The sequence below is a fragment of the Halobacillus sp. 12SKB genome, from assembly GCF_052941655.1.
Genome location: NZ_JBRFWR010000001.1, coordinates 2168017 through 2192269 on the forward strand (window position 1 = coordinate 2168017; position 24253 = coordinate 2192269).

Annotated in this window: 23 protein-coding genes; 17 read left to right on the forward strand and 6 right to left on the reverse strand. The window is 41.8% G+C overall.

Features of this window, described 5'->3' with window-relative positions:
* Positions 1-29: 29 nt before the first annotated feature.
* Entirely contained in the window at positions 30-884 is an 855-nt protein-coding gene (locus ACQ4XT_RS10445) for a YtnP family quorum-quenching lactonase (protein WP_446853627.1), read from the forward strand.
* A 33-nt stretch (positions 885-917) separates the two neighbouring features.
* On the opposite strand, the gene ACQ4XT_RS10450 is transcribed toward ACQ4XT_RS10445, so the two are convergent.
* Positions 918-1235 carry a PepSY domain-containing protein gene (locus ACQ4XT_RS10450; RefSeq protein WP_075034533.1) on the reverse strand — a complete coding sequence of 106 codons (318 nt, stop codon included), beginning with the start codon at positions 1233-1235 and terminating at the stop codon, positions 918-920.
* A 154-nt stretch (positions 1236-1389) separates the two neighbouring features.
* Between ACQ4XT_RS10450 and ACQ4XT_RS10455 the strand changes: the two genes are divergently transcribed.
* Positions 1390-2457, forward strand: a complete 1068-nt coding sequence (locus ACQ4XT_RS10455) for a M42 family metallopeptidase (protein WP_446853628.1) — start codon at positions 1390-1392, stop codon at positions 2455-2457.
* Between the two features lie 147 nt (positions 2458-2604).
* On the forward strand, positions 2605-3105 hold the full coding sequence (locus ACQ4XT_RS10460) for a DUF84 family protein (RefSeq protein WP_446855653.1): 501 nt from the start codon (positions 2605-2607) through the stop codon (positions 3103-3105).
* A 320-nt stretch (positions 3106-3425) separates the two neighbouring features.
* Here the strand turns inward: ACQ4XT_RS10460 and ACQ4XT_RS10465 are convergent, their stop codons facing one another.
* Together ACQ4XT_RS10465 and ACQ4XT_RS10470 are read right to left on the reverse strand one after the other, a co-directional pair.
* Complete coding sequence (locus ACQ4XT_RS10465) at positions 3426-3866, reverse strand: YtoQ family protein (protein ID WP_446853629.1); 441 nt, start codon at positions 3864-3866, stop codon at positions 3426-3428.
* Positions 3867-3958: 92 nt separating this feature from the next.
* A complete protein-coding gene (locus ACQ4XT_RS10470) occupies positions 3959-6103 on the reverse strand; it encodes a methyl-accepting chemotaxis protein (protein WP_446853630.1) in 2145 nt (714 codons plus the stop codon).
* Between the two features lie 190 nt (positions 6104-6293).
* Here ACQ4XT_RS10470 and ACQ4XT_RS10475 point away from each other — a divergent pair, with 190 nt between their 5' ends.
* From ACQ4XT_RS10475 to motS, 14 genes are all read left to right on the forward strand, one after another.
* Positions 6294-7322 carry a PTS sugar transporter subunit IIC gene (locus ACQ4XT_RS10475; protein ID WP_446853631.1) on the forward strand — a complete coding sequence of 343 codons (1029 nt, stop codon included), beginning with the start codon at positions 6294-6296 and terminating at the stop codon, positions 7320-7322.
* Between the two features lie 34 nt (positions 7323-7356).
* Positions 7357-7674 carry a thioredoxin family protein gene (locus ACQ4XT_RS10480; protein ID WP_226591525.1) on the forward strand — a complete coding sequence of 106 codons (318 nt, stop codon included), beginning with the start codon at positions 7357-7359 and terminating at the stop codon, positions 7672-7674.
* A 723-nt stretch (positions 7675-8397) separates the two neighbouring features.
* Positions 8398-9216: a DUF1444 domain-containing protein gene (locus ACQ4XT_RS10485; RefSeq protein WP_446853632.1), complete on the forward strand. Its 819-nt coding sequence runs from the start codon at positions 8398-8400 to the stop codon at positions 9214-9216.
* A gap of 3 nt (positions 9217-9219) precedes the next feature.
* Positions 9220-9825 (forward strand): YtpR family tRNA-binding protein, encoded by a 606-nt coding sequence (gene ytpR / locus ACQ4XT_RS10490; RefSeq protein WP_446853633.1) that lies wholly within the window; start codon positions 9220-9222, stop codon positions 9823-9825.
* Between the two features lie 153 nt (positions 9826-9978).
* Positions 9979-13011, forward strand: coding sequence for a DNA translocase FtsK (locus ACQ4XT_RS10495; RefSeq protein WP_446853634.1), 3033 nt, complete (start codon positions 9979-9981; stop codon positions 13009-13011).
* 106 nt (positions 13012-13117) lie between these two features.
* A complete protein-coding gene (locus ACQ4XT_RS10500) occupies positions 13118-14233 on the forward strand; it encodes a nicotinate phosphoribosyltransferase (protein ID WP_220585514.1) in 1116 nt (371 codons plus the stop codon).
* A gap of 198 nt (positions 14234-14431) precedes the next feature.
* On the forward strand, positions 14432-15727 hold the full coding sequence (gene murC, locus ACQ4XT_RS10505) for a UDP-N-acetylmuramate--L-alanine ligase (RefSeq protein ID WP_446853635.1): 1296 nt from the start codon (positions 14432-14434) through the stop codon (positions 15725-15727).
* Between the two features lie 540 nt (positions 15728-16267).
* On the forward strand, positions 16268-16687 hold the full coding sequence (locus tag ACQ4XT_RS10510; protein ID WP_089650496.1) for a DUF948 domain-containing protein: 420 nt from the start codon (positions 16268-16270) through the stop codon (positions 16685-16687).
* 14 nt (positions 16688-16701) lie between these two features.
* On the forward strand, positions 16702-17124 hold the full coding sequence (locus tag ACQ4XT_RS10515) for a YtxH domain-containing protein (protein ID WP_446853636.1): 423 nt from the start codon (positions 16702-16704) through the stop codon (positions 17122-17124).
* Between the two features lie 62 nt (positions 17125-17186).
* Positions 17187-17504, forward strand: coding sequence for a bacillithiol system redox-active protein YtxJ (gene ytxJ, locus ACQ4XT_RS10520; RefSeq protein ID WP_446853637.1), 318 nt, complete (start codon positions 17187-17189; stop codon positions 17502-17504).
* 209 nt (positions 17505-17713) lie between these two features.
* Positions 17714-18775, forward strand: a complete 1062-nt coding sequence (locus ACQ4XT_RS10525) for a bifunctional 3-deoxy-7-phosphoheptulonate synthase/chorismate mutase (protein ID WP_446853638.1) — start codon at positions 17714-17716, stop codon at positions 18773-18775.
* A 301-nt stretch (positions 18776-19076) separates the two neighbouring features.
* Entirely contained in the window at positions 19077-20075 is a 999-nt protein-coding gene (gene ccpA / locus ACQ4XT_RS10530) for a catabolite control protein A (RefSeq protein ID WP_226591507.1), read from the forward strand.
* Between the two features lie 51 nt (positions 20076-20126).
* A complete protein-coding gene (motP, locus tag ACQ4XT_RS10535; protein ID WP_446853639.1) occupies positions 20127-20954 on the forward strand; it encodes a flagellar motor protein MotP in 828 nt (275 codons plus the stop codon).
* Positions 20944-21729, forward strand: a complete 786-nt coding sequence (gene motS, locus ACQ4XT_RS10540; protein WP_446853640.1) for a flagellar motor protein MotS — start codon at positions 20944-20946, stop codon at positions 21727-21729. Before motP ends, motS begins: the two co-directional genes overlap by 11 nt.
* A gap of 44 nt (positions 21730-21773) precedes the next feature.
* Here motS and ACQ4XT_RS10545 read toward each other — a convergent pair whose 3' ends face one another.
* Genes ACQ4XT_RS10545 through ACQ4XT_RS10555 form a run of 3 tightly spaced genes read right to left on the reverse strand, consistent with a single transcriptional unit; the run spans position 21774 to position 24239 of the window.
* Positions 21774-22946 (reverse strand): acetoin utilization protein AcuC, encoded by a 1173-nt coding sequence (locus ACQ4XT_RS10545; protein WP_446853641.1) that lies wholly within the window; start codon positions 22944-22946, stop codon positions 21774-21776.
* A complete protein-coding gene (locus ACQ4XT_RS10550; RefSeq protein WP_446853642.1) occupies positions 22943-23590 on the reverse strand; it encodes an acetoin utilization AcuB family protein in 648 nt (215 codons plus the stop codon). The genes ACQ4XT_RS10545 and ACQ4XT_RS10550 overlap by 4 nt, the downstream gene beginning before the upstream one ends.
* Positions 23591-23594: 4 nt before the next feature.
* The gene (locus ACQ4XT_RS10555) at positions 23595-24239 is read right to left on the reverse strand and encodes a GNAT family N-acetyltransferase (RefSeq protein WP_446853643.1); all 645 of its coding nucleotides are present in this window, start codon (positions 24237-24239) and stop codon (positions 23595-23597) included.
* Positions 24240-24253 lie beyond the last annotated feature (14 nt).

The window sequence follows — 24253 nt, forward strand, 5'->3', positions numbered from 1 at the left end:
GCTATCTTTGGTATTGGGAGGAGATTACCGTGGAAAACCTGAAAGTGGGAAGGGCTTCATTGACATGGTTGAATGGTGGGGTGACTCATATGGATGGAGGAGCTATGTTCGGGGTAGTTCCGAAACCTTTATGGAGCAAAAAATATCCCGTCAATGATAACAATCAAATTGAATTGAGAACAGACCCGATTTTGTTAGAGATTGATGGTAAAAAAATGCTGATCGATTCAGGAATAGGAAATGAAAAGATGACAGATAAGCTGAAGCGGAATTTTGGGGTTTGGGAAGAATCATCTGTCGTGCGTTGTTTAGGTAGCTTAAATATCAAGCCGGAAGAAATTGATGCATTGCTTATGACTCATATGCATTTTGATCATGCTTGCGGAATGACACGGTGGGAAGAAGATCACCTTGTTCCTACTTTTCCTAATGCCGTCATTTACACGAGCGAAGTGGAATGGAATGAAATGCGCCATCCGAACATGAGGTCAAAGAATACGTATTGGCCGGCGAACTGGGAAGCTGTTAAAGGAAAGGTACATACATTTAAAGGTTCTCTGGAGGTGCTTCCTGGCTTGAAGATGATTCATACAAGCGGTCATAGTGATGGACATTCCATTATTACTTTTGAAGACGGCGATGATGTATTCATTCATATGGCAGACCTTATGCCAACTCATGCTCACCAAAATCCGCTTTGGGCGCTTGCATATGATGATTATCCTGTCACTTCTGTGCATGAGAAGAAAAAGTGGATGGAGTATGGTTATCAACGACAAGCGTGGTATGTTTTTTACCATGATGCCATTTACAGAGCCTTGAAGTTCGATGAGGAAGGCCGGATCCTGGACGAGATTAAGGAAAAAGAACATCACTATCAATAAAAAATACCCTCGATCCCGAGGGTATTTTTGTATTTAAGCTGTCGTTTCAGCTACGTCAACAATCGTTCCTGTTTCCGTGTCGATGTAAAATTCAAATTGAGATGTTTCGCCGTCCTGGTTTTTAGAAATCCCGCCACGGTACACATCGTAATTGATTCCGTTTTTGTTCAATTCTTCAGGCTTCATGTAAATCCAAGAGCCACTGATCGGTCCTTGCTTTTTAAAAGCTTCTTTAGCAATTTTCAATGCTTTTTCAGGAGTCACTCCTTGGCCATTACTTAATTGCTCTTTTACTACGTAGCCTGCTAATGCTCCTACACCAGCTGCTAGTGCGACTTTTTTCCAGTTCATCAACCAATCACCTCACAACTTATTTCTAATCTTCAGTATACTAAATATTCCCGATAAAAGGAAATCAAAACTTATAAACGTGACTCATTTGTAGAAACGTTTTCAAAATTCCGTTAAACTATGGAAAGAAGGAAAAAAAGGAGATGTACATACTATGAATCAAGAAACGCAAAGTCTTTTTAAAACATTGACCGAACTCCCAGGCGCACCTGGGAATGAAAACCTTGTCCGTCAGTTCATGAGGCAGGAACTTGAAAAGTACTCAGATGAGATCGTACAAGACCGTTTGGGCGGCGTTTTTGGATTGAAGAATGGAAAAGGACCTACCGTTATGGTGGCTGGTCATATGGATGAAGTAGGTTTCATGGTTACGCAAATTACGGATAACGGAATGCTTCGTTTCCAAACCCTTGGAGGGTGGTGGAATCAGGTCATGCTTGCACAGCGTGTTCAAGTCATGACGGAAAAAGGTCCTGTAGTAGGAGTAATTGGCTCTATCCCTCCACATAACTTAACACCAGAACAACGGAAAAAGCCGATGGAAATTAAAAATATGCTCATTGACATCGGTGCAGATGATAAAGACGACGCCAAGGAAATCGGAATAAAGCCCGGTCAGCCGATTGTACCCATTTGTCCGTTTACTCCGATGGCTAACGAAAAGAAAGTTCTGGCTAAAGCTTGGGACAACCGTTATGGCTGCGGCCTCTCCATTGAGCTTTTGAAAGAGTTGCAAGGAGAAAAAGTTCCAAATAAGCTATATTCAGGTGCTACGGTTCAGGAAGAAGTTGGACTTCGGGGAGCCCAGGTAGCTGCAAATATGATTCAACCAGACATTTTTTATGCGTTAGATGCGTCTCCTGCCAATGATATGAGTGGGGACAAGAAGGAGTTTGGACAGTTGGGCAAAGGGGCACTTCTAAGAATCCTAGACCGTTCGATGGTTACACACAGAGGGATTCGTGAATTTATTCTAGATACTGCTGAAACCCACGATATTCCTTATCAGTATTTTGTTTCTCAAGGAGGAACAGATGCAGGAAGAGTTCATATGGCGAACGATGGAGTTCCATCCGCGGTTGTTGGTGTATGTTCCCGCTACATCCATACATCATCCTCCATTATTCATGTGGATGACTATGCTGCAGCGAAAGAACTACTGATCAAACTTGTAAAAACAACAGACCAAAACACAGTGGACCAGATCAGAAGAAACGTGTAATGGGAATGTAAGTCATCCCAGCTGATTTCAGCCAGCGTGACTTTATGCTAAAATTGGTGAACAGGTCCCATTAATCTTGTATGAAGTCGTCGATCAAGAGAAATAATGGCAATAAACGGCTAGAGAAGGAGAAAGGTGCTCGCTATGCTGAAAATTTATGTGGGATCCAAAAACCCTACTAAAATTGAATCCGTAAAAAGTGTATTCCCGGAGATGGAAGTCATCGGTATGGAAGTAGAATCGAAGGTTGCTGCTCAACCTTTTTCTGATGAAGAGACATTAGAAGGGGCAATTAACCGTGCAAGGGAATGTGCTTCGCAAAACAAAGCCCATATAGGAATTGGACTTGAAGGTGGGGTCATGGAGATTGAAGATGACCTCTACCTATGTAATTGGGGGGCACTCGTAGACGGTAAAGAGAACGTGTACACTGCGAGCGGTGCCCGTATCCCCCTTCCTGATGAAATTAAAGCAGGTTTGGAAAAGGGGAAAGAGCTTGGGGAAGTCATGGATGAATTTACGGACAAACATGATGTAAGAAAAAATGAAGGGGCCATCGGTATTTTTACGAATGGTGCTATTCACAGGGAAGAAATGTTCACCCATGTAGTAAAATTATTAAAAGGGCAGTGGTCCTACGATCAATAAGAAAAGGATGCATCTTCATGAGATGCATCCTTTTCTTATGTCCAAGAATTTATTGTATATAAGCTCCTTATTCTTGAAGACTCAGTTTCGAGTTAACCGGGGTTCGTTTGTCATATCTAGCGTTAGGGGTGGTTGGGAAGCCACTCGCTTTCCTGCGGGGATGACGGAGAGCCTCCTCGAGCTAAAGCTCTGCGGGGTCTCTCCAGCCCATCCATTCCCGCGGAAAGCGAGTTATTCCCCTCTGCCCCTTCCACTCCATAAATATCTCGAAATTAAATATTCAACAACCCTGCCATTTACCTTAATTTTTCTAATGAGATTTATTCGTATAAGTAGGAAACGACGTCAAGTGCTTGGTCCAGAGTCTCAACGGTTACATCAGCCTGGTTGGATAATTCTTTAAGTGGATGAACAAGCGATTCAGGTCTTACTAAAATTAACGGCTTTCCTGCCTGGAGAGCAGCACCTGCATCCATGGCTGTATTCCATTGTTTGTAAGACTCACCGAAATAGGCAATGACGGCGTCAGATTTTTGGAGCAGGACTCGTGTTCTGAAATTATTTATGCTGGATGCAGCATCATCACGATACACTTTATTCGGCTGTTCACCAAGAATCTTCTCCCCGATATCATCAGAAAGTGCATGATTCTCCTGAGGGCTTACAAAGTGAAGGGGTAAATTTTCTTTTTCTGCTTTTTTTCTTATCTCATTTCGCCAATCATCATGAATTTGACCTGCTAGATAAACAGTTAATTCCATTAATACTTCCTCCTTAAATTTCCTTTTGCTTTAGTATGAAAGATGTAAAAAAAGAAGTCCAGCAAAGGAGCTTTTGCTGGACTTTCTTGTAGTTATGATGATAGCCTTTCCTCTTGATGGAAAGGTTCTACTTTCCCATTAGATTCCGGGATTGATTGTTCTTCAATGGTTCTCGTTTCTAATTGGTCTTCTGCTTCATCAAAGGATTCACTGTCGATTTCTTCCTGATGATCATCTATGTTTCCTTTTGTTGGTTGATTTTCATTAATGTTGAACTGGCTGATTTCAGCAGATAGTTCCTGAGAAAGTCCTTGGAGGTCAGTAGCTGAATGGTGAATTTTTTCAATTGATGATAATTGATTTTCACTGGATGCCGCGACTTCCTCTGCTGTAGCTACTGCTTCTTCTGAAATGACACTAATACTTTGCAATCTTTCTTTCACTTCCTCATTTACACGATCAACACCTTCAACAGCTTCATTCACTTCTTGAATTTGTTCATTCATAGATTGAACATAGGAAGCGATCCGATCGAAAGCATCCTTAGTCTGAGTGACTGCTTTATCCTGAGAGGATTGGAAGTGTTTAAATTTCTCTGCTTCATCAGAAAGGGTTGTCATCTGGTTCGACATGGTAGCTACCATGTCTTGGATGCTGCCCGCTTCCTGTTTCGAGCGCTCTGCTAACTTCCTTACTTCATCGGCAACGACGGCAAATCCTTTTCCTGCTTCACCTGCCCTGGCTGATTCAATAGCGGCGTTTAAGGCTAAGAGATTTGTACTGTCTGCGATACCTTCAATCGTTGTCACCACTTTATTAACTTCTTCAGATTTTCTTGACGCATTCTGAACTTCCTGTGTCATATGTGAAGCTAGTTCGATAAAGTCTCTGGAAGTCTTTTCTAATTCAGAGACTGTTTGTAAACCGGCACGTCCTTCTGTTTCTGCTTCCATCAGGTTCGATTCGATCGTTCCCGTCGCTTTCTTTGTATCAACGATAGCTTCTGTGACTTGCTCGATGAATTGATGAGTTTCATCAATCTTTTGAGCTTGATCCTGAGATCCAGCAGCTACCTGACTAATCGCTTCGTTCACTTCTTCTGCTTGATTTGTCGTTTGATCAGAAATAGATGCCAGACTTTCAGAAGATGTATTAAGGACACCCGTTGCTTCAAGCACTTTACGTACAGATTGTTCCATTTTGTTGGCCATATGGTTGAACTGCAAGCCAAGCTCAGCCATCTCATCTTTTGAAGTCAAATCCACACGATGAGATAGATCTCCATCCCCAATAATTGTCGCACTTTCCTTAAGACTGTTGATTGATTTTTTAATAGATCGAATTAAGATGAATCCAGTGGTCAAGATCACAAGTAAAATGATTCCGCCGATAATCGCGAGTAATGTTGTAAGCCATTGCTGTCGCTGTTTCTGATCTTCAAGCATGGACGCGTTTAATTCATTTGCTGTTGACATGACAAGATCGACTTGACTGGAAACATCTCCTGCAATCCCTTGAAAAGTCGTACGGATGGCGCTGGCCTGTGAGAAGGTACTATCCATGGAGTTAATGGTTTGTTCATATTTTAAAAGGTTCCGGCTTAGGGTGGAAGACTGCTCGTCATCCAAATTCATTTCTTTAATCATATTTTTGAAATTTTGAGAGCTGGTTTTAAATGCGGATAATTGCTCGGAGTTTGGCTCGTTAATGTAATTTCGTTCGCTTACCTTCATGGCAAGCAAAGAATTCTTTAATGGTTCACTATTCACAGATTCAATGACATCATTGAAATTTTTATAAGACGTTTGAATGTGTTGATGCATCCCTTCATCTTCAGAAAATCCTACTAACTTATACATATTGACCAATGGACCTAATTCTTCTTCATATTGGGATGCTTTCTTAGTGATTTCGGTGAACTGATTTTCGATTTTAGGATAACTTTTATACTTACTAGCAAAGTTGGTAGCTGTCTCTTTTACTGATTGGATAGCGGTTGCTGCCGCCTCCCCTTGCTCAGCGCTCGGGTTATGAAAGAACTTTTGTTGCTCAATCAACGTTTTAGACATTAAGTAATTAATTTTTTGGCTATCAGCGAGTGACTGTTGCACCTCTTTCGTTCGTTGTGCCATCTCTTTTTGTTCCTGGAAGAAATATGTAGAAAAACCAAAGATGGCAAGAATTCCAACGACCGCCACGATTAACAGAAAACGCATTCGGCCTCTAATTGACTTCATTCGACCCCTCCTTTTAAAAATTCACAAATTTCTCTATATACTGATTAATTATAGATCTTTTTATCTAGTAAAACAATAGGAGGTACATGTGATAATGTGAGTCTTTAGGTTTATATTAATGAACAGAAGTGTATTTACACCTGTTTGAATTGGGTGTATGATAGTTTTGGTCAATTCAGGAGGTTGAGCAATGCTTACATTTTTAAAAAGAAAAGGAGTCCAACTGTCCTTTCAGGCTTATTTTGTCACCGCATTAAGCTACATGGCATTAGGGCTGTTTTCTTCATTAATTATTGGATTAATTATTAAAACGATTGGCGAACAGACAGATATCATCATTCTTTCTGAATCATTCATCGATATGGGTACTTTTGCAATGGACACGAAAATATGGGGCGGAGCAATTGGAGCTGCCATTGCTTATGGACTTAAAGCGCCTCCGCTTGTAATTTTTGCAGCTTTATTCAGTGGAGCCGCCGGGGCAGAGCTGGGTGGTCCTGCAGGAAGTTATATAGCAGCCTTATTAGCGACGGAATTTGGAAAAATCGTCAGCAAAGAAACAAAAATAGATATCATATTGACTCCCTTTGTCACGATTATTGTGGGTTATTGTGTAGCAGCAGCGATCGGGGCGCCGATCGGACGTTTTATGACAGGTCTGGGAAGCATTATTAACTGGGCAACACAGCAGCAGCCAATCATCATGGGAGCTCTTGTGGCTGTTTTAATGGGAATTGCTTTGACAGCACCTATATCCAGCCTGGCTATTGCTCTGATGCTCTCTCTAGAAGGTGTGGCAGCAGGAGCAGCCACTGTAGGATGTGCAGCACAGATGATTGGTTTTGCCACGATCAGTTACAAAGATAACGGGTTTGGAGGAGCTCTCGCTCAAGGGATCGGAACATCTATGCTTCAAATTGCGAACGTGGTGAAAAAACCGCTTATCATTCTTCCTCCAACCATAGCAGGAGCTATTCTTGCCCCTATTGCAACCGTTTGGTTAAGTGTAGAAAACAATGCCGCGGGGGCAGGGATGGGGACAAGCGGATTTGTCGGCCAAATTATGACATTCGAGTCTATGGGTTTCTCCTGGGAAATCTTCTGGATCATTATCAGTTTTCATTTTATAGGCCCAGCCCTGATCAGTTATCTTATAGCTCTTTGGTTCCGCAGGAAAGGTTGGATCCAACCAGGTGATATGATTATTCAATACGATTGATGGTGTGCTAGAATAACGTTGGAGGTGACCTGAAATGATTACATTAGAATCAGATCAACAAATGAAAGAACTTCAAAATAATGAATCTGTCATTTTCTTGTTCTCTGCAGACTGGTGTCCAGATTGTAGAGTAATTGAACCATTCCTTCCAGAGTTGGAGGAAAAGTACACAGCTTGGAAATTTGTATATGTCGATCGTGATCAATTCATCCACATCTGCGCAGAAAATGATGTTTTCGGTATTCCGAGTTTTCTCGCTTTCAAAGGTGGAGAAGAAGTCGGCCGTTTTGTCAGTAAGGACCGAAAAACAAAAGAGCAGATCGAAGAATTTATCAACAAACTTGACCAATAAAAGAAACAGACCGTGCGAAAGCGCGGTCTGTTTTTTATTCAATCTACTTTCATTACTAAAGCTCTCTATTCTTGAAGGCTCAGTTTCGAGACGATTGTGTGGTTCTGGGGGCTACGGGAAAAGGTTCGCTTTCCATGGGACAGGTGAGCCTCCTCAGGCTACGCCTTCCGGGGTCTCACCTGTCCCACACGTCCCATAGGAGTCTCATCATTTCCCTCCGCCCCTTGACCAGATGAGTGTCTCGAAATCATTTCTGGAATAGTGGAATTCCTAGATTTCTGGAAGTGTGAGAGATTAAACTCCCAAGCCCTATGTTTGAATCCTACATCCCTGTATCAAGCTTTTATGTTCTCTGGAGAATTCAATATTATCCACTTCCCTCGATCATTCAAGCTGATTTTTAGAATTGGTTTCGAGAAACTTCCATGGTAAAGGGGCGGAGGGGAATGGCGAGACTCCTGCGGGAAAAAAGTGCAGGGTGAGACCCCACAGGACGCAGTCCGAGGAGGCTCACCGCGCTCCCGCGGAAAGCGAGCTATTCCCCGCAGCCCCACCCACTCAATAAAAGTCTCGAAACTGAGTCTTCAAGAAACCTGCCAGATGGTTGAATAGCGTTGTGCTTTTGTTATGTAGGGGGAAATGTGTATAATAGAAAACGATGTAGTCTGAAGAAACGAAAATAGTAAACAAATTCTTTCTTCCCATAATAAAGGAGGAAAAAAGATGAAGATGACAAGTATTAAAATGAAGAAAAAGCTTGAAGAACGTCTAGCGAATGATCAATGGAAAACGACATTCAATAGAGATAAAGATACTTTCCGTGTCGAGTGGAGCAACACAGGAAAAGGAATTACTATAACATTGCCTAATGTGATTTCAAAGTATGAAGCACGTGGAGAAGAAGCCATTGATGAGCTTGAAGACCATGTGAAAGAAGCTCTTCGAGTTATGAATGAGGATCACAAGCTGACAGGGAAAGAACAGCACATCTTCCCAGTCATACGAGCAGCTTCGTTTCCAACCGAAACCGAGCAGGGGAAAAAGTTAGTTCATGTTGACCATACGGCAGAAACACGTATATATTATGCTCTTGATCTAGGCAAATCTTATCAATTAATTGATGAGAAAATGTTGGAAGAAGAGGGTTGGTCTCTAGACAGGATTAAGGAAGTGGCTGGCTTTAATGTGCGTTCCCTTCCTGTTGAGATGAAAAAAGACACTGTGTATGGCAATGACTTTTACTTTCATTCGGCAAGGGATGGCTATGATGCAAGTCGTATCCTAAATGAAGCCCTTCTTGAAAAGCTCAAAGCCGAATGTAAAGGAGAGCTCGCCATCAGCATCCCTCACCAGGATGTCATTATCTTTGCCGATGTCCAAAATTCAGAAGGGTATGATATATTAGCTCAGATGGCTATGAAATTCTTTGCAGAAGGAACGGTGCCCGTTACTTCCTTATCGTTTTTATACGAGGATAAGCAGCTGGAACCGATTTTCATTCTTGCTCAGAAGAAACCGAATAAGGATCGAAAGGAAGAGTAGAACATGGATGTATTTTACAACAAACAAGGAATCGGAGATGTCCTGATCATCCCAATTAAAGAGGGAGACCGTGATACTTTTAAACAGGAAGCCTACGGAGATGTAGTGAAAATTACCGATAGCAAGGATGGTTCTTTGCTCGGCTACAATATCTTCAATGCTTCTAAATATTTTAACATTGACGGGCAAGGGAAAATGCGTTTGACCGAAGAGATGCTCTCTCCAATTAAAGATCTTTTTACAAAAAATCAGCTTGACGATGTTCTTGACTTCGATTTAAGTCCTAAGTTCGTTGTTGGTTATGTGAAGGAAAAAGGAAAACATGAGAATGCTGATAAATTAAGTGTCTGTCAAGTGGATGTTGGAGAAGAAACATTGCAGATTGTTTGTGGTGCGCCGAACATCGACCAGGGACAAAAAGTCGTTGTTGCTAAAGTAGGAGCGGTTATGCCTGGTGGAATGAAAATTAAAGATGCAGAGTTGAGAGGCGTTCCTTCCTCCGGCATGATTTGTTCCGCAAAAGAGTTGAACCTGCCAGATGCACCAAAAGAAAAAGGAATCTTAGTTCTTGACGAAGATGCTGTTATTGGGCAGCCTTTTGAAGTTTAATCAGGATACAGATAAGCAAAGTAGCCCAGCTGCTTTGCTTTTTTTGATTCAAAAGTCATTTTTAAAGGTATTGTAAACCAACCAATGCCTCAAACCTGTTAAAATAGGGATAATCCTATAAGTGATTTTAAAATTGAAAAGAGAGTGAACGTAATGTGGAAAGACTTAAGAAATAAGATGAAAAAATTGCTGGATACAGAAGAGAAAAATGACCAGGAGACGCTACATAAAATAGAAGAAAGAAATGATGTAAACGCTAAAACAAAAATGACGTACCGCTACCCGAAACAAGGTGAATTTCGTTTTCCTGTTATTCCGGATGCTCCAGGAAATGCTCAAAATGAAGATGGAAGTTATCATCGTCCTCGACGCAAAAAGCCAGTTGAAAAACAAGAGCAGGAGGATGGTGGGTTCCAAAGAAAGAAAAGGCCTAGAAAGGAGGAGGGTTCTGAGGAGTTGCCGGAAACTTCATCGATCCCTTTCACCCCGACCGATGTTCCGTCTCCTATTTACGGCTACCAAGCAAGACAACTTACCAAAGGCTTGGAAAGGTTGGAATATGCCGTAGAAGAACAAAAGTCACAGCCGGAATTTTTCACGGATTCCAATGATGAAAAACAATGGCAGGAATTACGGAAACGGATGAGAGCGCGTGTCGATGAAGAGAACTCTAGACCAAAAACTGCTTCTGAACTTCCGAAGATTCTTGAGCGGGAGGAGGCTGCCACCACGGAAACCACCTTATCTGAGGAGACAATGGAAGAGCGTGGAAGTGAGTACAAAGGTGGTACTAGATCGAGTGTATCCAATGAGTACTCAGGCCTCTCATTCGCTGATGATGATTTCGGTCAAGCAGAAGACGATCAGATCGATGAAACCACTCCAGAAAATGGAAGTATCGCTCGGGATACACTGGAAACTGGAGAAGATGAAGAACACCAAGAGGTTGAAGTTGGAAAGAGTGGACAAGAAAATCTTTCAGAATCTCTGCAAGAGGCGATTAAAAGAGGAGAAGAAGACTCATTAAAAGCGGCAGAGGTGAGCGAATATAAAGAAGAAGAGCATACGGGAACAGAAGCTTCTGATGGTGAACAAGGAACGAATGATAGACAAACGAATTCATTGACAGAATATGAAGAAACAAAAAGTGAAGGCACTCCATTCCATCAAGGTAAAGAAGTGTCAACTTTATCCATGGTGGACGAGCAAGAGGAGTCTCGCTTGACCACAGAGGGTATGGAAGAAGAAGAGCTGGATAATTCATACCCTGAAATGACGGAGAAACAGGATGAGGATGAACACACGGAGATAGAAAGCCAGCAGTTGAACAATGAAGTGGCCGATGCTCCTCATCAAGAGGACCTACCTTCATTTAATAAGAAAGAAGAAACGTTTACCAAAGAAGAAGGTGTGTCGCAGGAAACCGAAATGCCTAATGAGCAACCAGCAGCGGATGGAGACGATCATTCGACCCCAACTGAGCCTTCCAAAGAAAAAACGGAAATGTATCAACAAGCAGAAGTGGAAAAACCTAATAGGGAAGAACAATCTCCATCACAGAACGAAACGAAAAGTAAAGCGGATTCAAACACGCATGAACATTCGAAAAAGAAAGAAGGACAAAAACGCCGTGTGCCTTTCAATGTCCTTATGACGCCACGGGATAAAAAAAATCGCGATCATGAGAAAAAACAAACCATACCAGTAGATCAGCCTGCACCAAAGAAAGAAGAGCCTGAAACCAGGGGTGTGGAAGAACAAAAAAGCGAAAGAATCGAGTATCACACGCCTTTACACTTGCTCGAAGATCCGGTACGTCCAACATCTCTAGATGATAGTTGGATCACAGAACAGATGGAGCTGCTTGAAACGACTCTTCGACACTTCCATGTACGTGCCAAAGTGGTTAATGCAATGAAGGGACCGACAGTAACAAGATTTGAAGTGCAGCCGGAACCAGGAGTCAAGGTGAGTAAAATCACAAACTTGGCGGATGATATCAAACTTAGTATGGCTGCAAGAGACATAAGAATAGAGGCCCCGATTCCAGGAAAACAAGCCGTGGGAATTGAAATTCCTAACAAAGAATCCATGATGGTCGGATTACAGGAAATTTTTGAATCTGCTGCTTTCCAGAGCGATCATTCTCCTTTGACTGTTGGTCTCGGCCTGGATATTGGTGGAGATTCAATTGTTACAAACCTGAAAAAAATGCCTCATGGGTTGATTGCTGGGGCTACGGGTTCAGGGAAGAGTGTATGTATCAACACCATCCTGATCAGTCTTTTGTATAAAGCACACCATGAAGATGTAAAGTTTTTGCTTATCGATCCAAAAATGGTTGAACTAGCACCATATAATGATCTCCCACACCTTGTGTCCCCGGTCATTACAGACGTCAAAGCTGCTACGACAGCATTGAAGTGGGCTGTGAAGGAAATGGAAGAACGCTATGAGAAATTTGTAGAAGAAGGCGTAAGGGATGTTGAGCGTTATAATGAGAAAATGAAGAAGCAACAGCGAGACTCTGAGAAACTCCCTTATCTAGTCATTGTCATTGATGAACTCGCCGATTTAATGATGGTTTCTCCACAGGATGTTGAAGATGCCATTTGCCGCATTGCACAAAAAGCAAGGGCATGCGGAATTCACTTACTACTGGCAACCCAGCGTCCATCTGTGGATGTCATCACCGGATTAATCAAAGCTAATATACCAACAAGAATCGCTTTCAGTGTGTCATCACAGGTCGATTCTAGAACCATCATTGATTCAGGAGGAGCAGAAAAACTCCTTGGAAGAGGAGATATGCTGTTTGTTGAAAATGGTTCCGGTCAGCCTGTTCGCATCCAGGGAGCTTTCGTGTCTGATGATGAGATTGAAAGAGTGACTCACCATGTTAAAAAGATCGCTCCACCTCAATATCTCTTTCACCAGGAAGAATTGATGAAGCAGGTTTCAACGGAAGAAGAAATGGATGAGATCTTTGACGAAGCTGTAGATTTTGTGGTCGAGCAGAACGGTGCGAGTGCTTCACTCATTCAACGCCGGTTCAAAGTAGGGTATAATCGTGCAGCCAGATTGATTGACCAGATGGAAGCGTATGGCATTATTTCGGAACAAAAAGGAAGCAAGCCGCGAGACATTTTATTAACGAGGCAGCAAATTGAAGAAATGATGGAGTAATTCCATCATTTCGGCAAAAACCTTGTGCAAAACTTCTCAATTTTATATGATTAACAATGAATGAAAATGAGAGTGATCATGACCTCTATGTTTAAGGAGTTAAGCCATGAAGGAAATAGCACTGAAGTTAAATGGAGAAATCAGCCGGTTAACAAATAAAACGTTCAAGTTTGATGAACGTGTAGCAGAAGGCTGGTTTTCTGCTGTCTACTTTTTAAAGACACGAGATATTGTAGAAAATCATCTACCTGATAATAAAGTAACGATGCAATTCTTTCAAAAGGATCATGCGGTATTGTGTGGAACTGATGAAGTCATCGCATTGATCCATACGTTCGCCGAGCACCCGGAGGAACTTGAGATCCATTCACTGAAAGACGGAGATAAAATCAGTCCTTATGAGACGGTGCTCACAGTAACTGGACCTTATCAGTATTTTGGTTTCTTAGAAGGAATCATTGACGGGATATTGGCAAGGAGAACCTCTGTCGCTACCAATGTATATAATGTCGTCAAAGCAGCCCGTTCATCCGGCAAGCAGAAGCCAATCATTTTTATGGGGGACCGGGATGATCACTTCACGCAGCAATCCGGCGATGGATATTCTGCTTTTATCGGTGGTTCTACGGCACAAGCGACACATGCAATGAATGAATGGTGGGGGAAAGAGGGCATGGGAACCATGCCACACGCCCTGATCCAGATGTTCAAAGGGGATGTTGTAGCTGCAACGAAAGCCTACCACCAACAATTTCCAGATGACCAGTTAATGGCCTTGGTTGATTACAACAATGATGTCATCACTGATTCTCTGAAGGTAGCTCGGGAATTTGGAGATGAATTGAAAGGTGTTCGTCTAGATACATCAAGGAACTTGGTGGACAAGTACTTTTTAAGAAATCAGCATCTCATGGGTACTTTTGACCCGAGGGGAGTGAACCCTGAGCTGATTTTTGCTCTAAGACGTGCCTTGGATCAAGAAGGCTATAAGCATGTGAAAATTGTAGTCAGCGGAGGTTTCACGAAGGAACGGATTCGGGCATTTGAAGAGAAGAAAGTCCCTGTAGACATGTATGGGGTCGGCGGTAGCTTATTGAAAATCGGAATCGGTTTTACAGGAGACAATGTATTAATCGATGGCGAACCAGAAGCCAAAGAAGGTAGAAGGTACAAGCATAATCCACGCTTGGAATATGTTGAATATACGGGAGCAGAGGAATGATCGCTTGAGAAAGGCACGGACAGTGTTTGTTTGTGCCTTTTGATTGGGTCATATTTACTTTTTCTGTCGTCCATTCCGTGATATGATTGGGTAATGCAAATGCGTGGTTTTTGAGGAGTGCAACTTTAAATCGCATATCCATGAAGATTACATATACTATACTTAAAGTGACCCACTTTATTTTGGAGGTTCTTGTTTATGACAACTTACCATTTCATTGGTATCAAAGGAACAGGAATGAGTTCGCTTGCCCAGATTCTTCATGATTCTGGTGAGAAGGTTCAAGGATCAGATGTTGAAAAACGTTTTTTTACTCAAGAAGTTTTAGAATCTAAGAATATAGAAATTCTTCCTTTTTCAAAGGGAAACATTCAAGAAGGATTGACGATTATTGCTGGGAATGCTTTTAGTGATGATCACGAGGAAATTCAAGAAGCAAAAGAGCTGGGACTGCCGTTTTATCGTTATCATGAATTTTTAGGAGAGTGGCTGCAGAAATATACAAGTATTGCAGTAACTGGCGCTCATGGTAAGACCTCAACAACAGGATTATTGGCACATGTCCTGTCTGAAAATTACCCGACTTCTTATCTTATTGGAGATGGTACAGGTAAGGGCCATGAAAACAGTCAATACTTTGCTTTTGAGGCTTGCGAATATCGCCGTCATTTCCTCTCTTATAAACCGGATTACGCCATCATGACGAATATTGATTTCGACCACCCTGATTATTTCAGTAGTGTGGATGATGTATTCCAGGCCTTTCAGGAGATGGCGAAACAAGTGAAAAAAGGAATCATTGCTTGCGGAGATGATGAGCACCTCCAACATATTCAAGCCAATGTACCGGTTCTGTATTATGGACTGGCAGATACAAATGATTTCCAAGCACAGAACATAACCGAAACATCAGAAGGAACTTCATTTGATGTTTTCGTCAGAAACAATTATTATGATACCTTTACCATTCCGCAGTATGGCAATCATACCGTATTGAATGCGTTAAGTGTCATAGCGTTATGTCACTATGAAAATATGCAGGCTGATGAAATTAAAAAGCTTGCTACATTTAAGGGTGTTAAACGACGGTTTACAGAAAAACAGTGGCATGACCAGATTTTAGTAGATGATTATGCCCACCACCCGATCGAAATTAACGCCACGATTGAAACGGCTCGTAAAAAATATAAGGATCGACCTGTAGTCGCGATTTTTCAGCCTCATACATTTACTAGAACGAAAACGTTCCTTAATGAATTTGCAGAGAGTCTGAATGAAGCGGATGAAGTTTATCTTTGCGATATCTTTGGCTCTGCAAGAGAAAATGAGGGCAAATTGACAATAAATCATTTGCAGGAATTGATTCCTGACTCCCGCGTTTTACACTTAGAGGAGGTCGAGCAGCTTTCCGCACATGAAAATGGTGTTCTATTATTTATGGGCGCAGGGGATATTCAGAAGTTCCAGGAAGCTTACGAAAAGCAGAACGACTAAGTAAACATGCGGCTTAAAAAAGCCGCATGTTTTTTGTTTAATATAAAATATGACTACTTGATTTCAGTATAGCTGGAGTTTGTTCGTAACGAAAAGCGGGGAGTATGGTAAAGTCGGGTGTGTTTTAGTAGGTCCATCAAGCTTTCTCGAACGCAGTTCCTTTAGGGACTACCAATCTGTCCATCCAGTAGAAGTTTCCAAGCTTTCCAACCACCCCCATTTGGTATAGAGGAGCAACGAACGCTATAACAAGTGGGAACGTTCTAAAGGTTTCGTTACTTCCATGACCTGCTAATTTAACGAAAACACACCAAAAGTCCCGAAATGATTATGTTTTCTGTGTAAGCGCTTGTGGGAATGGTCTTTTATCAGAGGATAAAAGCAAAAGGTAACTTTTTTGAACAAAATATCCGAATGGTGAAGGAATTTGGGGATAGGATAGCGAATAAGTCCATTTATAGTAGCCATCACGTTTAGAAATGCCCATTTAGGGTATAAACTAAACTGTGTTGATTACATAAGAAGGAGTGTGCAGGGGGAATGATTATTATTCTGTACATTGCTGCACTAATTGCAGCAGTGGCTTTTGCTGTTCTTGTCATCTTTTTGGCGAGGACGCTGACGGCCGTGCGCCGTACAATGAACAATGTTGCTGACACACTTGAAGGTGTGGAAAAGCAAATGGAAGGAATCACCTTAGAGACAACTGAGCTCTTGAATAAAACCAATAAATTGGCTGAAGATGTCGGAGAAAAGTCACAAAAGTTGAATACTTTAGTTGACGGAGTCAAGGGAATTGGTGACACAGTTCAAGAATTCAACCAGTCTATTCGATCTGTATCCAAAGGGTTAACCCAGTCAGCCCATGAAAACACGGATACAGCAGCTCAAGCCATGAAATGGGGTCAGGTGGCCATCAATTTGTGGAAGAAAGCAAAGAAAGAAGAGACTAAATCTTAAGGAGGAATTCGTTTATGAGTCAACAAAATCAACAAAATGGTAATGGAAGAGATTTCGTACTAGGTTCCTTAATTGGTGGACTTGTAGGAGCTGCCGTAGCACTATTGTTCGCACCAAAGTCTGGTCGCGAACTTAGGGAAAATATAAATAGCAGCTCCAGTGAATGGAAAGAGCGTGCTGGAGAGTGGAAGGACGTTGCTTATGAGAAAAGTGGCGTATGGAAAGATAAGGCCGTAGAGTCTTCTTCCCAACTTTCTAAAAACGTAACAGAGAAATCTCAGCAGTTCAGTGGAGCTGTGAAAGATAAAGTGAAGAACTTCCGTTCAAATGAAGAAGATGAAGCTGAAAAAGCAGCTCAAGAAGTGGCAGAAGCCATTGAAGAAGCTGCACAAGAGCTTGAAAAGCAACAAGATTCCACGACATCATCTAATTTATAATGAAAAGTGAGATGGAGGTTGAACATTCAACCTCCATCTTTTCTGTTGAAGGAGGAATAAGTTTGAAACAAGAAGTGATTAAGAACAAAGAGGAGTTTATTAACATCGTAGAAGGTTGTAAAGAGTTTTTCTTACTGAAGCATAGTCTAACTTGCCCGATCAGTGCGTCTGCTCACCAACAATTTGATCGTTTTGCTGAAGAGACATCTGTTCCTTGCTTCATTCTTTTTGTACAGGAATCTAGAGCCTTATCGAACCATATTGCTGAATACACAGGAATTCGTCATGAATCCCCTCAGGTCATTCAGTTTCAAGAAGGAGAAGCTGTATGGCATGACAGTCATTCGGCTATCACAAAAGAACGATTATTGGAAGTCTAACTTCTACTTCTCATAGGCCTGTATCCAAGCAGGCCTTTTTTTGCTTAGGGCGCTATTATGATGGAGGTTTTATAAACTTTTGATAAAGAATTTCAGGAAAACCTTTTATAGGGGTGACAACTGTCTAAATATTAGCTATAATTGTCCCTAATTATTTAAAGTATTCATCCATTTCATAACACTAAATTCTTGGTAGGGGGACGAACATAATGAGTAATCAAAATCTTGACCAGTTACGTAGTCAATTAGATGAGGTTAATTTACAGCTTCTGAATTTAATTAATAAACGCGGTGATCTGGTAAAGGAAATTGGTCAAATCAAAGAGCAGCAAGGGATGAACCGTTTTGATCCTGTAAGGGAAAGAGCAATGCTTGATCAATTATCTCAACATAATAATGGTCCTTTCGAGGATTCAACAATCGTTCACTTATTCAAAGAAATTTTCAAAGCTGCTTTGGAGTTGCAAGAAGATGACCACAGAAAGGCTCTGCTTGTATCACGGAAGAAAAAGCCTGAAGATACCGTTGTAGAAATCAAAGGGGAAAAGGTCGGAAATGGAGCACCTTCCTTCATTATGGGACCTTGTTCCGTAGAAAGTTACGAGCAGGTATCAACGGTTGCAAAAGCTGTTAAAGACCAAGGCCTTAAACTTCTGCGCGGAGGTGCATTCAAGCCGAGAACATCGCCTTACGATTTCCAAGGGCTTGGCATTGAGGGTCTTAAAATGCTTAAGCAGGCAGCAGACGAACAGGACTTAGCCGTTGTCAGTGAAATCGTAAATCCTGCGGACCTGGAAGAGGCCCTGGATTACTTGGATGTAATACAAATCGGTGCACGTAACATGCAGAACTTTGAACTGCTTAAAGCGGCCGGCTCTGTGAATAAACCGGTCCTATTAAAACGAGGAATGTCCGCGACAATTTCTGAGTTCATCAATGCTGCAGAATACATTATTTCAAGAGGGAACCAGGATATCATTCTTTGCGAACGGGGCATCCGGACGTATGAGAAAGCAACGAGAAACACCCTTGATATCTCTGCTGTACCTATCTTAAAACAAGAAACTCATTTACCTGTAATGGTGGATGTCACACACTCTACCGGGCGTCGCGACCTCTTATTGCCTGCAGCGAAAGCAGCTTTAGCCATTGGTGCAGATGGCGTCATGGCAGAGGTTCACCCAGATCCAGCTGTAGCCCTGTCCGATTCAGCACAACAAATGGATATCCCTACTTTCCACTCATTCATGGAAGAGTTAAAAAATATTTAACGAATCACGCTTTACAGATGAAAAGTCATAAAAAACGAGCAACAGAGATAAAAAGTTAGGCTGGTCAGCCAGTCTAACTTTTTTTGTGTTCAGGGCTATTCCAACACAATAATCTATGGAAATCTCAATGATGGAGCTTCCCTTTATCTTATTCTTTTGCAGGGAAACGGCTATCCGTTATAATAATTAGGGTATAATAATACAGAGAAAAGCTACGAATATTGCGCGGGTAAGCGATTTATCGTATGATTATCCTATTGAACAAAAATGAACGACTGGATTTGACGAAGGAGGATGCATGATGAATGTAACAATATATGATGTAGCAAGAGAGGCCAATGTATCGATGGCGACGGTATCGAGGGTGGTTAATGGGAACCCCAATGTAAAACCGGCGACACGGAAAAAGGTACATGATGCTATTGAGAGACTGGGGTATCGACCGAACGCTGTCGCTCGTGGATTAGCAAGCAAAAAGACAACAACTGTCGGAGTAATTATTCCTGATATCTCAAGTATTTTCTTCGCAGAATTAGCGCGCGGAATTGAAGATATTGCAACGATGTACAATTACAACATTATTTTGAGCAACTCTGATCAAAATAAAGATAAAGAACTTCATTTAATCAACGCCATGTTAGGTAAACAAGTAGACGGGCTGATCTTCATGGGCGGAGACATTACTGAAGATCATATCCGGGAATTCAAAACTTCATCTGTCCCGATTGCTCTAGCTGCAACAGTGGATGAGACTAAAGAAACACCATCTGTAAATATTAATTACGAAGAAGCTGCTTATGATGCAACGAAGCTGCTGCTTGAAAATAACAAGCAAATTGCTTTTGTTTCAGGACCTGAAAATACTGTCATTAATACAGGAAAAGTTGAAGGCTTCAAACGTGCCATGAAGGAAAGTGGCGAAGACCAGCCGGAAAAATGGATGGTTACGGGCGATTACTCTTATGATTCAGGCCTAGAAGCTGTAGAACAAATCGTGGAGATGGACAACCAGCCAACTGCGATTTTCGTCTCTTCAGATGAAATGGCTCTTGGTGTCATTCACGGAGCCCAAGACCGTGGCATTCGCGTTCCTGAGGACATGGAAGTCTTTGGCTTTGATAACACACGTCTAGCTACAATGGTACGTCCAACGCTTTCTACAGTGGTGCAGCCAATGTACGATATTGGAGCGGTGGCCATGCGTCTTCTAACGAAACTAATGAATAAGGAAGAAGTGGAAGAGCAGAACGTTATTTTGCCACACAGAATTATCGAAAGAAACTCAACTCAGCAAAAATAGTACCGATATATGTACTATAAGGTACTTGTTCGAAACTGAGGAGAGAGTGGAATGACAAAAAAAGATTTATTGACTCCCATCGGAATTACTTTCGGTTTTGCCATGGTCATGTTTGGGATCATGGCAAACGCTGGTTTCGGGGGATTTAAGTCGTTTATTCAAGTTTCTTCGATTTTTATCGTTCTTGGAGGACTTGCAGCTGCAATTCTAGTAAACTTCAATATGAGTGAAGTGAAGCTCACGTTCCGTGTGACCAAAGAGGCTTTTAAAACGAGTGACATGAATTTAAGAGAACTGATTTCCTTGTTTGTAAGCTTATCGGAAAAAGCAAGGAGAGAAGGTTTACTTGCTCTTGAGTCAGAACTGGAAGAAGTAGAAGATCCTTTTATTAAAAAGGGGATTCTTCTGGCTGTAGATGGAATCGAACCAGAGGTCATCAACGACATAATGAAAGCAGAAATCGTAGCCGTTGAGGAACGTCATCAAAGAGGGAGAGCCATCATTGAGAAGGCAGGGGAGTATGCACCTGCTTGGGGAATGATTGGGACATTGATCGGGCTGGTTCTTATGCTGCAAAGCTTATCCAACCCTGCAACCCTCGGCCCTCAAATGGCTGTAGCTTTGCTCACTACGTTTTACGGTACATTGCTTGCCAACTTAGTCTTTATTCCAATGGCTGGGAAGCTTGAAAACAAAACTTATGAAGAAATTTTTATTAAACAAGTCATTATTGAAGGTGTCATAGGTGTTCAGTCTGGACAGAACCCTAAAATCTTAGAAGAGAAACTAGGCGCTTTTTTATCTGAAAGTGATAAGAAAGCAGAAGAAAAGGAACAAATAGAGGAAGATACATTAGGAGCTACGGCTAATGAATCTTAAGCGAAGAAAGGATACTAAGAAAGGCGCACCTAAATGGATGACTACATATGCGGATATGATCACATTGGTGCTCGTGTTTTTTATTCTTTTATTCTCTATGTCTCAAATTAACCTGGTGAAGTTTGAAGCCATCGCAGAGTCTTTTCGTAATCGGATGATTTTTGATTTTTACCCATCGGCTATTGAGAATGACTATCCTACAGAACAAACGAAGATTCAAGAGAGTGGGGAAAAAAACAATGAGTTTGAAGACCCCATAGAAAACCCGGACCATGTGGCATCTAATGAGGCTGAAGAGAAGGAAGATCTCGAAGAATTAAAAAAAGAAGTCGATGAATACTTAAAAGAAAACGAACTCAGTGACATCATTGCTGCCACTCAAACAGAGCGTGGTGTCGTATTGGTATTAGAAGAACAATTGCTGTTTGAAACGAGCCGCGCTGAAATTTTGGATGGGGCAAAGCCTTTTTTGGCGAAAGTCGGGACACTCCTTACGAATATTCCTAATTTCGTTAAAGTAGAAGGTCATACCGATAACCGGCAGATCAACACCTATCGGTATCCTTCTAACTGGGAGTTATCCGGAGCTAGAGCAAGCAGCGTCATCCGGTATATCATTCAAAATACGGATGGGTTAGATCCCAAACGTTTTACTGCTGTGGCTTATGGAGAAACAAGGCCGGTAGCACCGAATGATTCAGAAGAGAATTGGAGTAAAAACCGGAGAGTGGAAATCGTCATTCTTGATCCTGATTATGAAAGCTCCTCTACTTAATAAACGGAAAGCCACTACTGAAAGAGTAGTGGCTTTTTTCGTTATTACATAGAATTAAACTTTTTTTGATTATGGATTAATTGTAAGGCTTTGGCTAACACTTTTTTGTTCTTTTCCGTTATTTCTTCTCGGCGGGGAATAGGCTTGAAAGCACCTGGCGGATCATGCCATGTTTCCATCAAGTTTACTGGAGCTTCCTTTTGCCATTTTTGCACCCATTCCACTGGTAAGGAACCTTGGAAAGGGGTTTGGTCATTCATCACCTTCCAAATTTGTGCCCACGCACGTGGAACCACTCTCCAGATATCATATCCGCCCCCTCCGAGAGCAATCCATTTCCCTTCACAGTATTCGTGAGCGAGTTCATGTGCCAATTTGGGAATGGCTTCGTAAATTTTCATTGTAGAGCATAAATGAGTTAAAGGATCAAAATGGTGGGCATCGGCACCATTTTGAGTGACAATGACATCCGGCTTGAAGAAATTTACAATTTCTCTGAAAGCGGATTCATAAACATTTAAAAAAGATTCATCTTCTGTAAAGGCATCGATCGGTACATTAAAGGAATAACCGTAGCCTTCTTTCAGTCCGCGTTCATTTACGTTTCCAGTGCCGGGAAAGAGGTATCGTCCTGTTTCATGAATGGAAAAAGTGCACACGTTCGGATCATCGTAAAAAGCCCACTGTACACCATCGCCATGGTGCGCATCGGTATCCACATACAGGACTTTAGCATTGTATTTTTCTCTTATATATTTAATTCCTACGGCACCATCATTATAGATGCAAAATCCAGAGGCTTTGCGTTCAAAACCGTGGTGTAAGCCACCACCAAGATTCAATGCGTGTTTCACGTTTCCTTCCATGACTGCATCGATTGCCGATAATGTACTCCCGACGAGTAGCTGAGACGCTTTATGCATGCCCTTAAAGATTGGAGTATCCTCGGTGCCTATCCCATATTCCATACCCTCATCTTCTGTCAATAACCCTTGCCCAGCCTTCTTGACAGCTTCAATATACTTTTTACTATGCGCGAGCGACAACTCTTCTTCTGTAGCCAGACGCGGAGCAATAATGTCTTTGTCAGTTAACGCACCTGCAGCTTCTAACAATTCTTTTGTCATCACTACACGCATTTGATTGAAAGGGTGATCGTCACGGAAACGGTATGTCGTAAATTCTTCGGAATAGACGAAACCAGCATGACACGTCATGTTGGAATCCCTGGCATTTGAGGCCACAGAACTTCGTAGCCTTCAGATTTTAAATCCTCGATCGTAGGCAAGGGGTTCATTGTTTGGATTCTTACAACAATGATTTTGTATTTAGGGTCAGGTTTATAAGGATAGATCAGCACAGAGCTGATATTTACTTTTCTTTTCCCGAATACTTGAGTGACCTGAGGGAGTATTCCTGGTTTGTTAATCACTTTCACTTCAATTTGGGAACTTTGGACGTGTGTACCCGTTAGTTGAATGAGCGTGTACAACATATCTTTTTCAGTAATAATTCCGACCAGCTTTTCATCTCGAGTCACGGGTACACAGGCAATTTCCTGCTCATAAAAGATCGAAGCCACTTCTTCTACAAAATCCAGTGGGTGGACCGTCGTCACTGGTGAGGTCATGATGGAACGAATCGGATTCTTCAGCTCATCATGATCGGTTTCTTTTTCAAAGATTGATGGACTGGCATCTCTGACATCGCGATCTGAGACGATTCCAATGACTTCATTTTCTTCATTGATAATCGGGATATGGCGAATGTGATGTTCATGAAGGAGTTTCAGTGCTTTTTCAATGGTTTCTTCAGGGGAAAGTGTAATCACTTTCTCTTTCATGATTTCTTCCACTAACATATAACTACCTCCTCATTCGGTATTGGTGTCTTGTTAAGAACCTTAATTTATCAAATTGTTCAACAGAAGCTTCGGGAACATGACGTCCTATTTTCACCATCAAGCAGTTTGCAGGGTGGGATATAATTTCCGGATCATCGGTCGGGGAGGGGGTCAGTCCTCCTGCTGCCATCATTTTTTCCATGACTTTTCGATAATCCCAAATGTTCAGTCCCGTTCCTTTAAGATCCCAGTGCCAATAATATTCGGTAGAAATAATGATGTAATTTTCCATATACTCATCCATCATAGAGACTTTTAATAGACGTGAGCCAATACGATAGCCGCGGAATTTTGGAATGACTTCTATAGCTCCAAGCTCTATGAGGTCTTCCATATTTCCTTCTGACCAACGTTCCAGAGGGTCTGGATGGAGATAAGTTACATACCCGATAATTTCTTCATTATGCCTTGCAATAATAATGCGTCCTTCTTCAAAGTCTGCAATTCCTTTAATCGCTTCGAATTGTTTTTCTGGGGGACGGAAGGCTGTCAAACCTTCGTTGAATGTGTATTTCTCAAGATCTTCGGAGGGCAATGGACCTTCTACGATGACAGGTCCATGTTCTGTGTCAAATGCCTCGTAATTATACATTTTTTCATGATTCATTCAGCCACCACCTG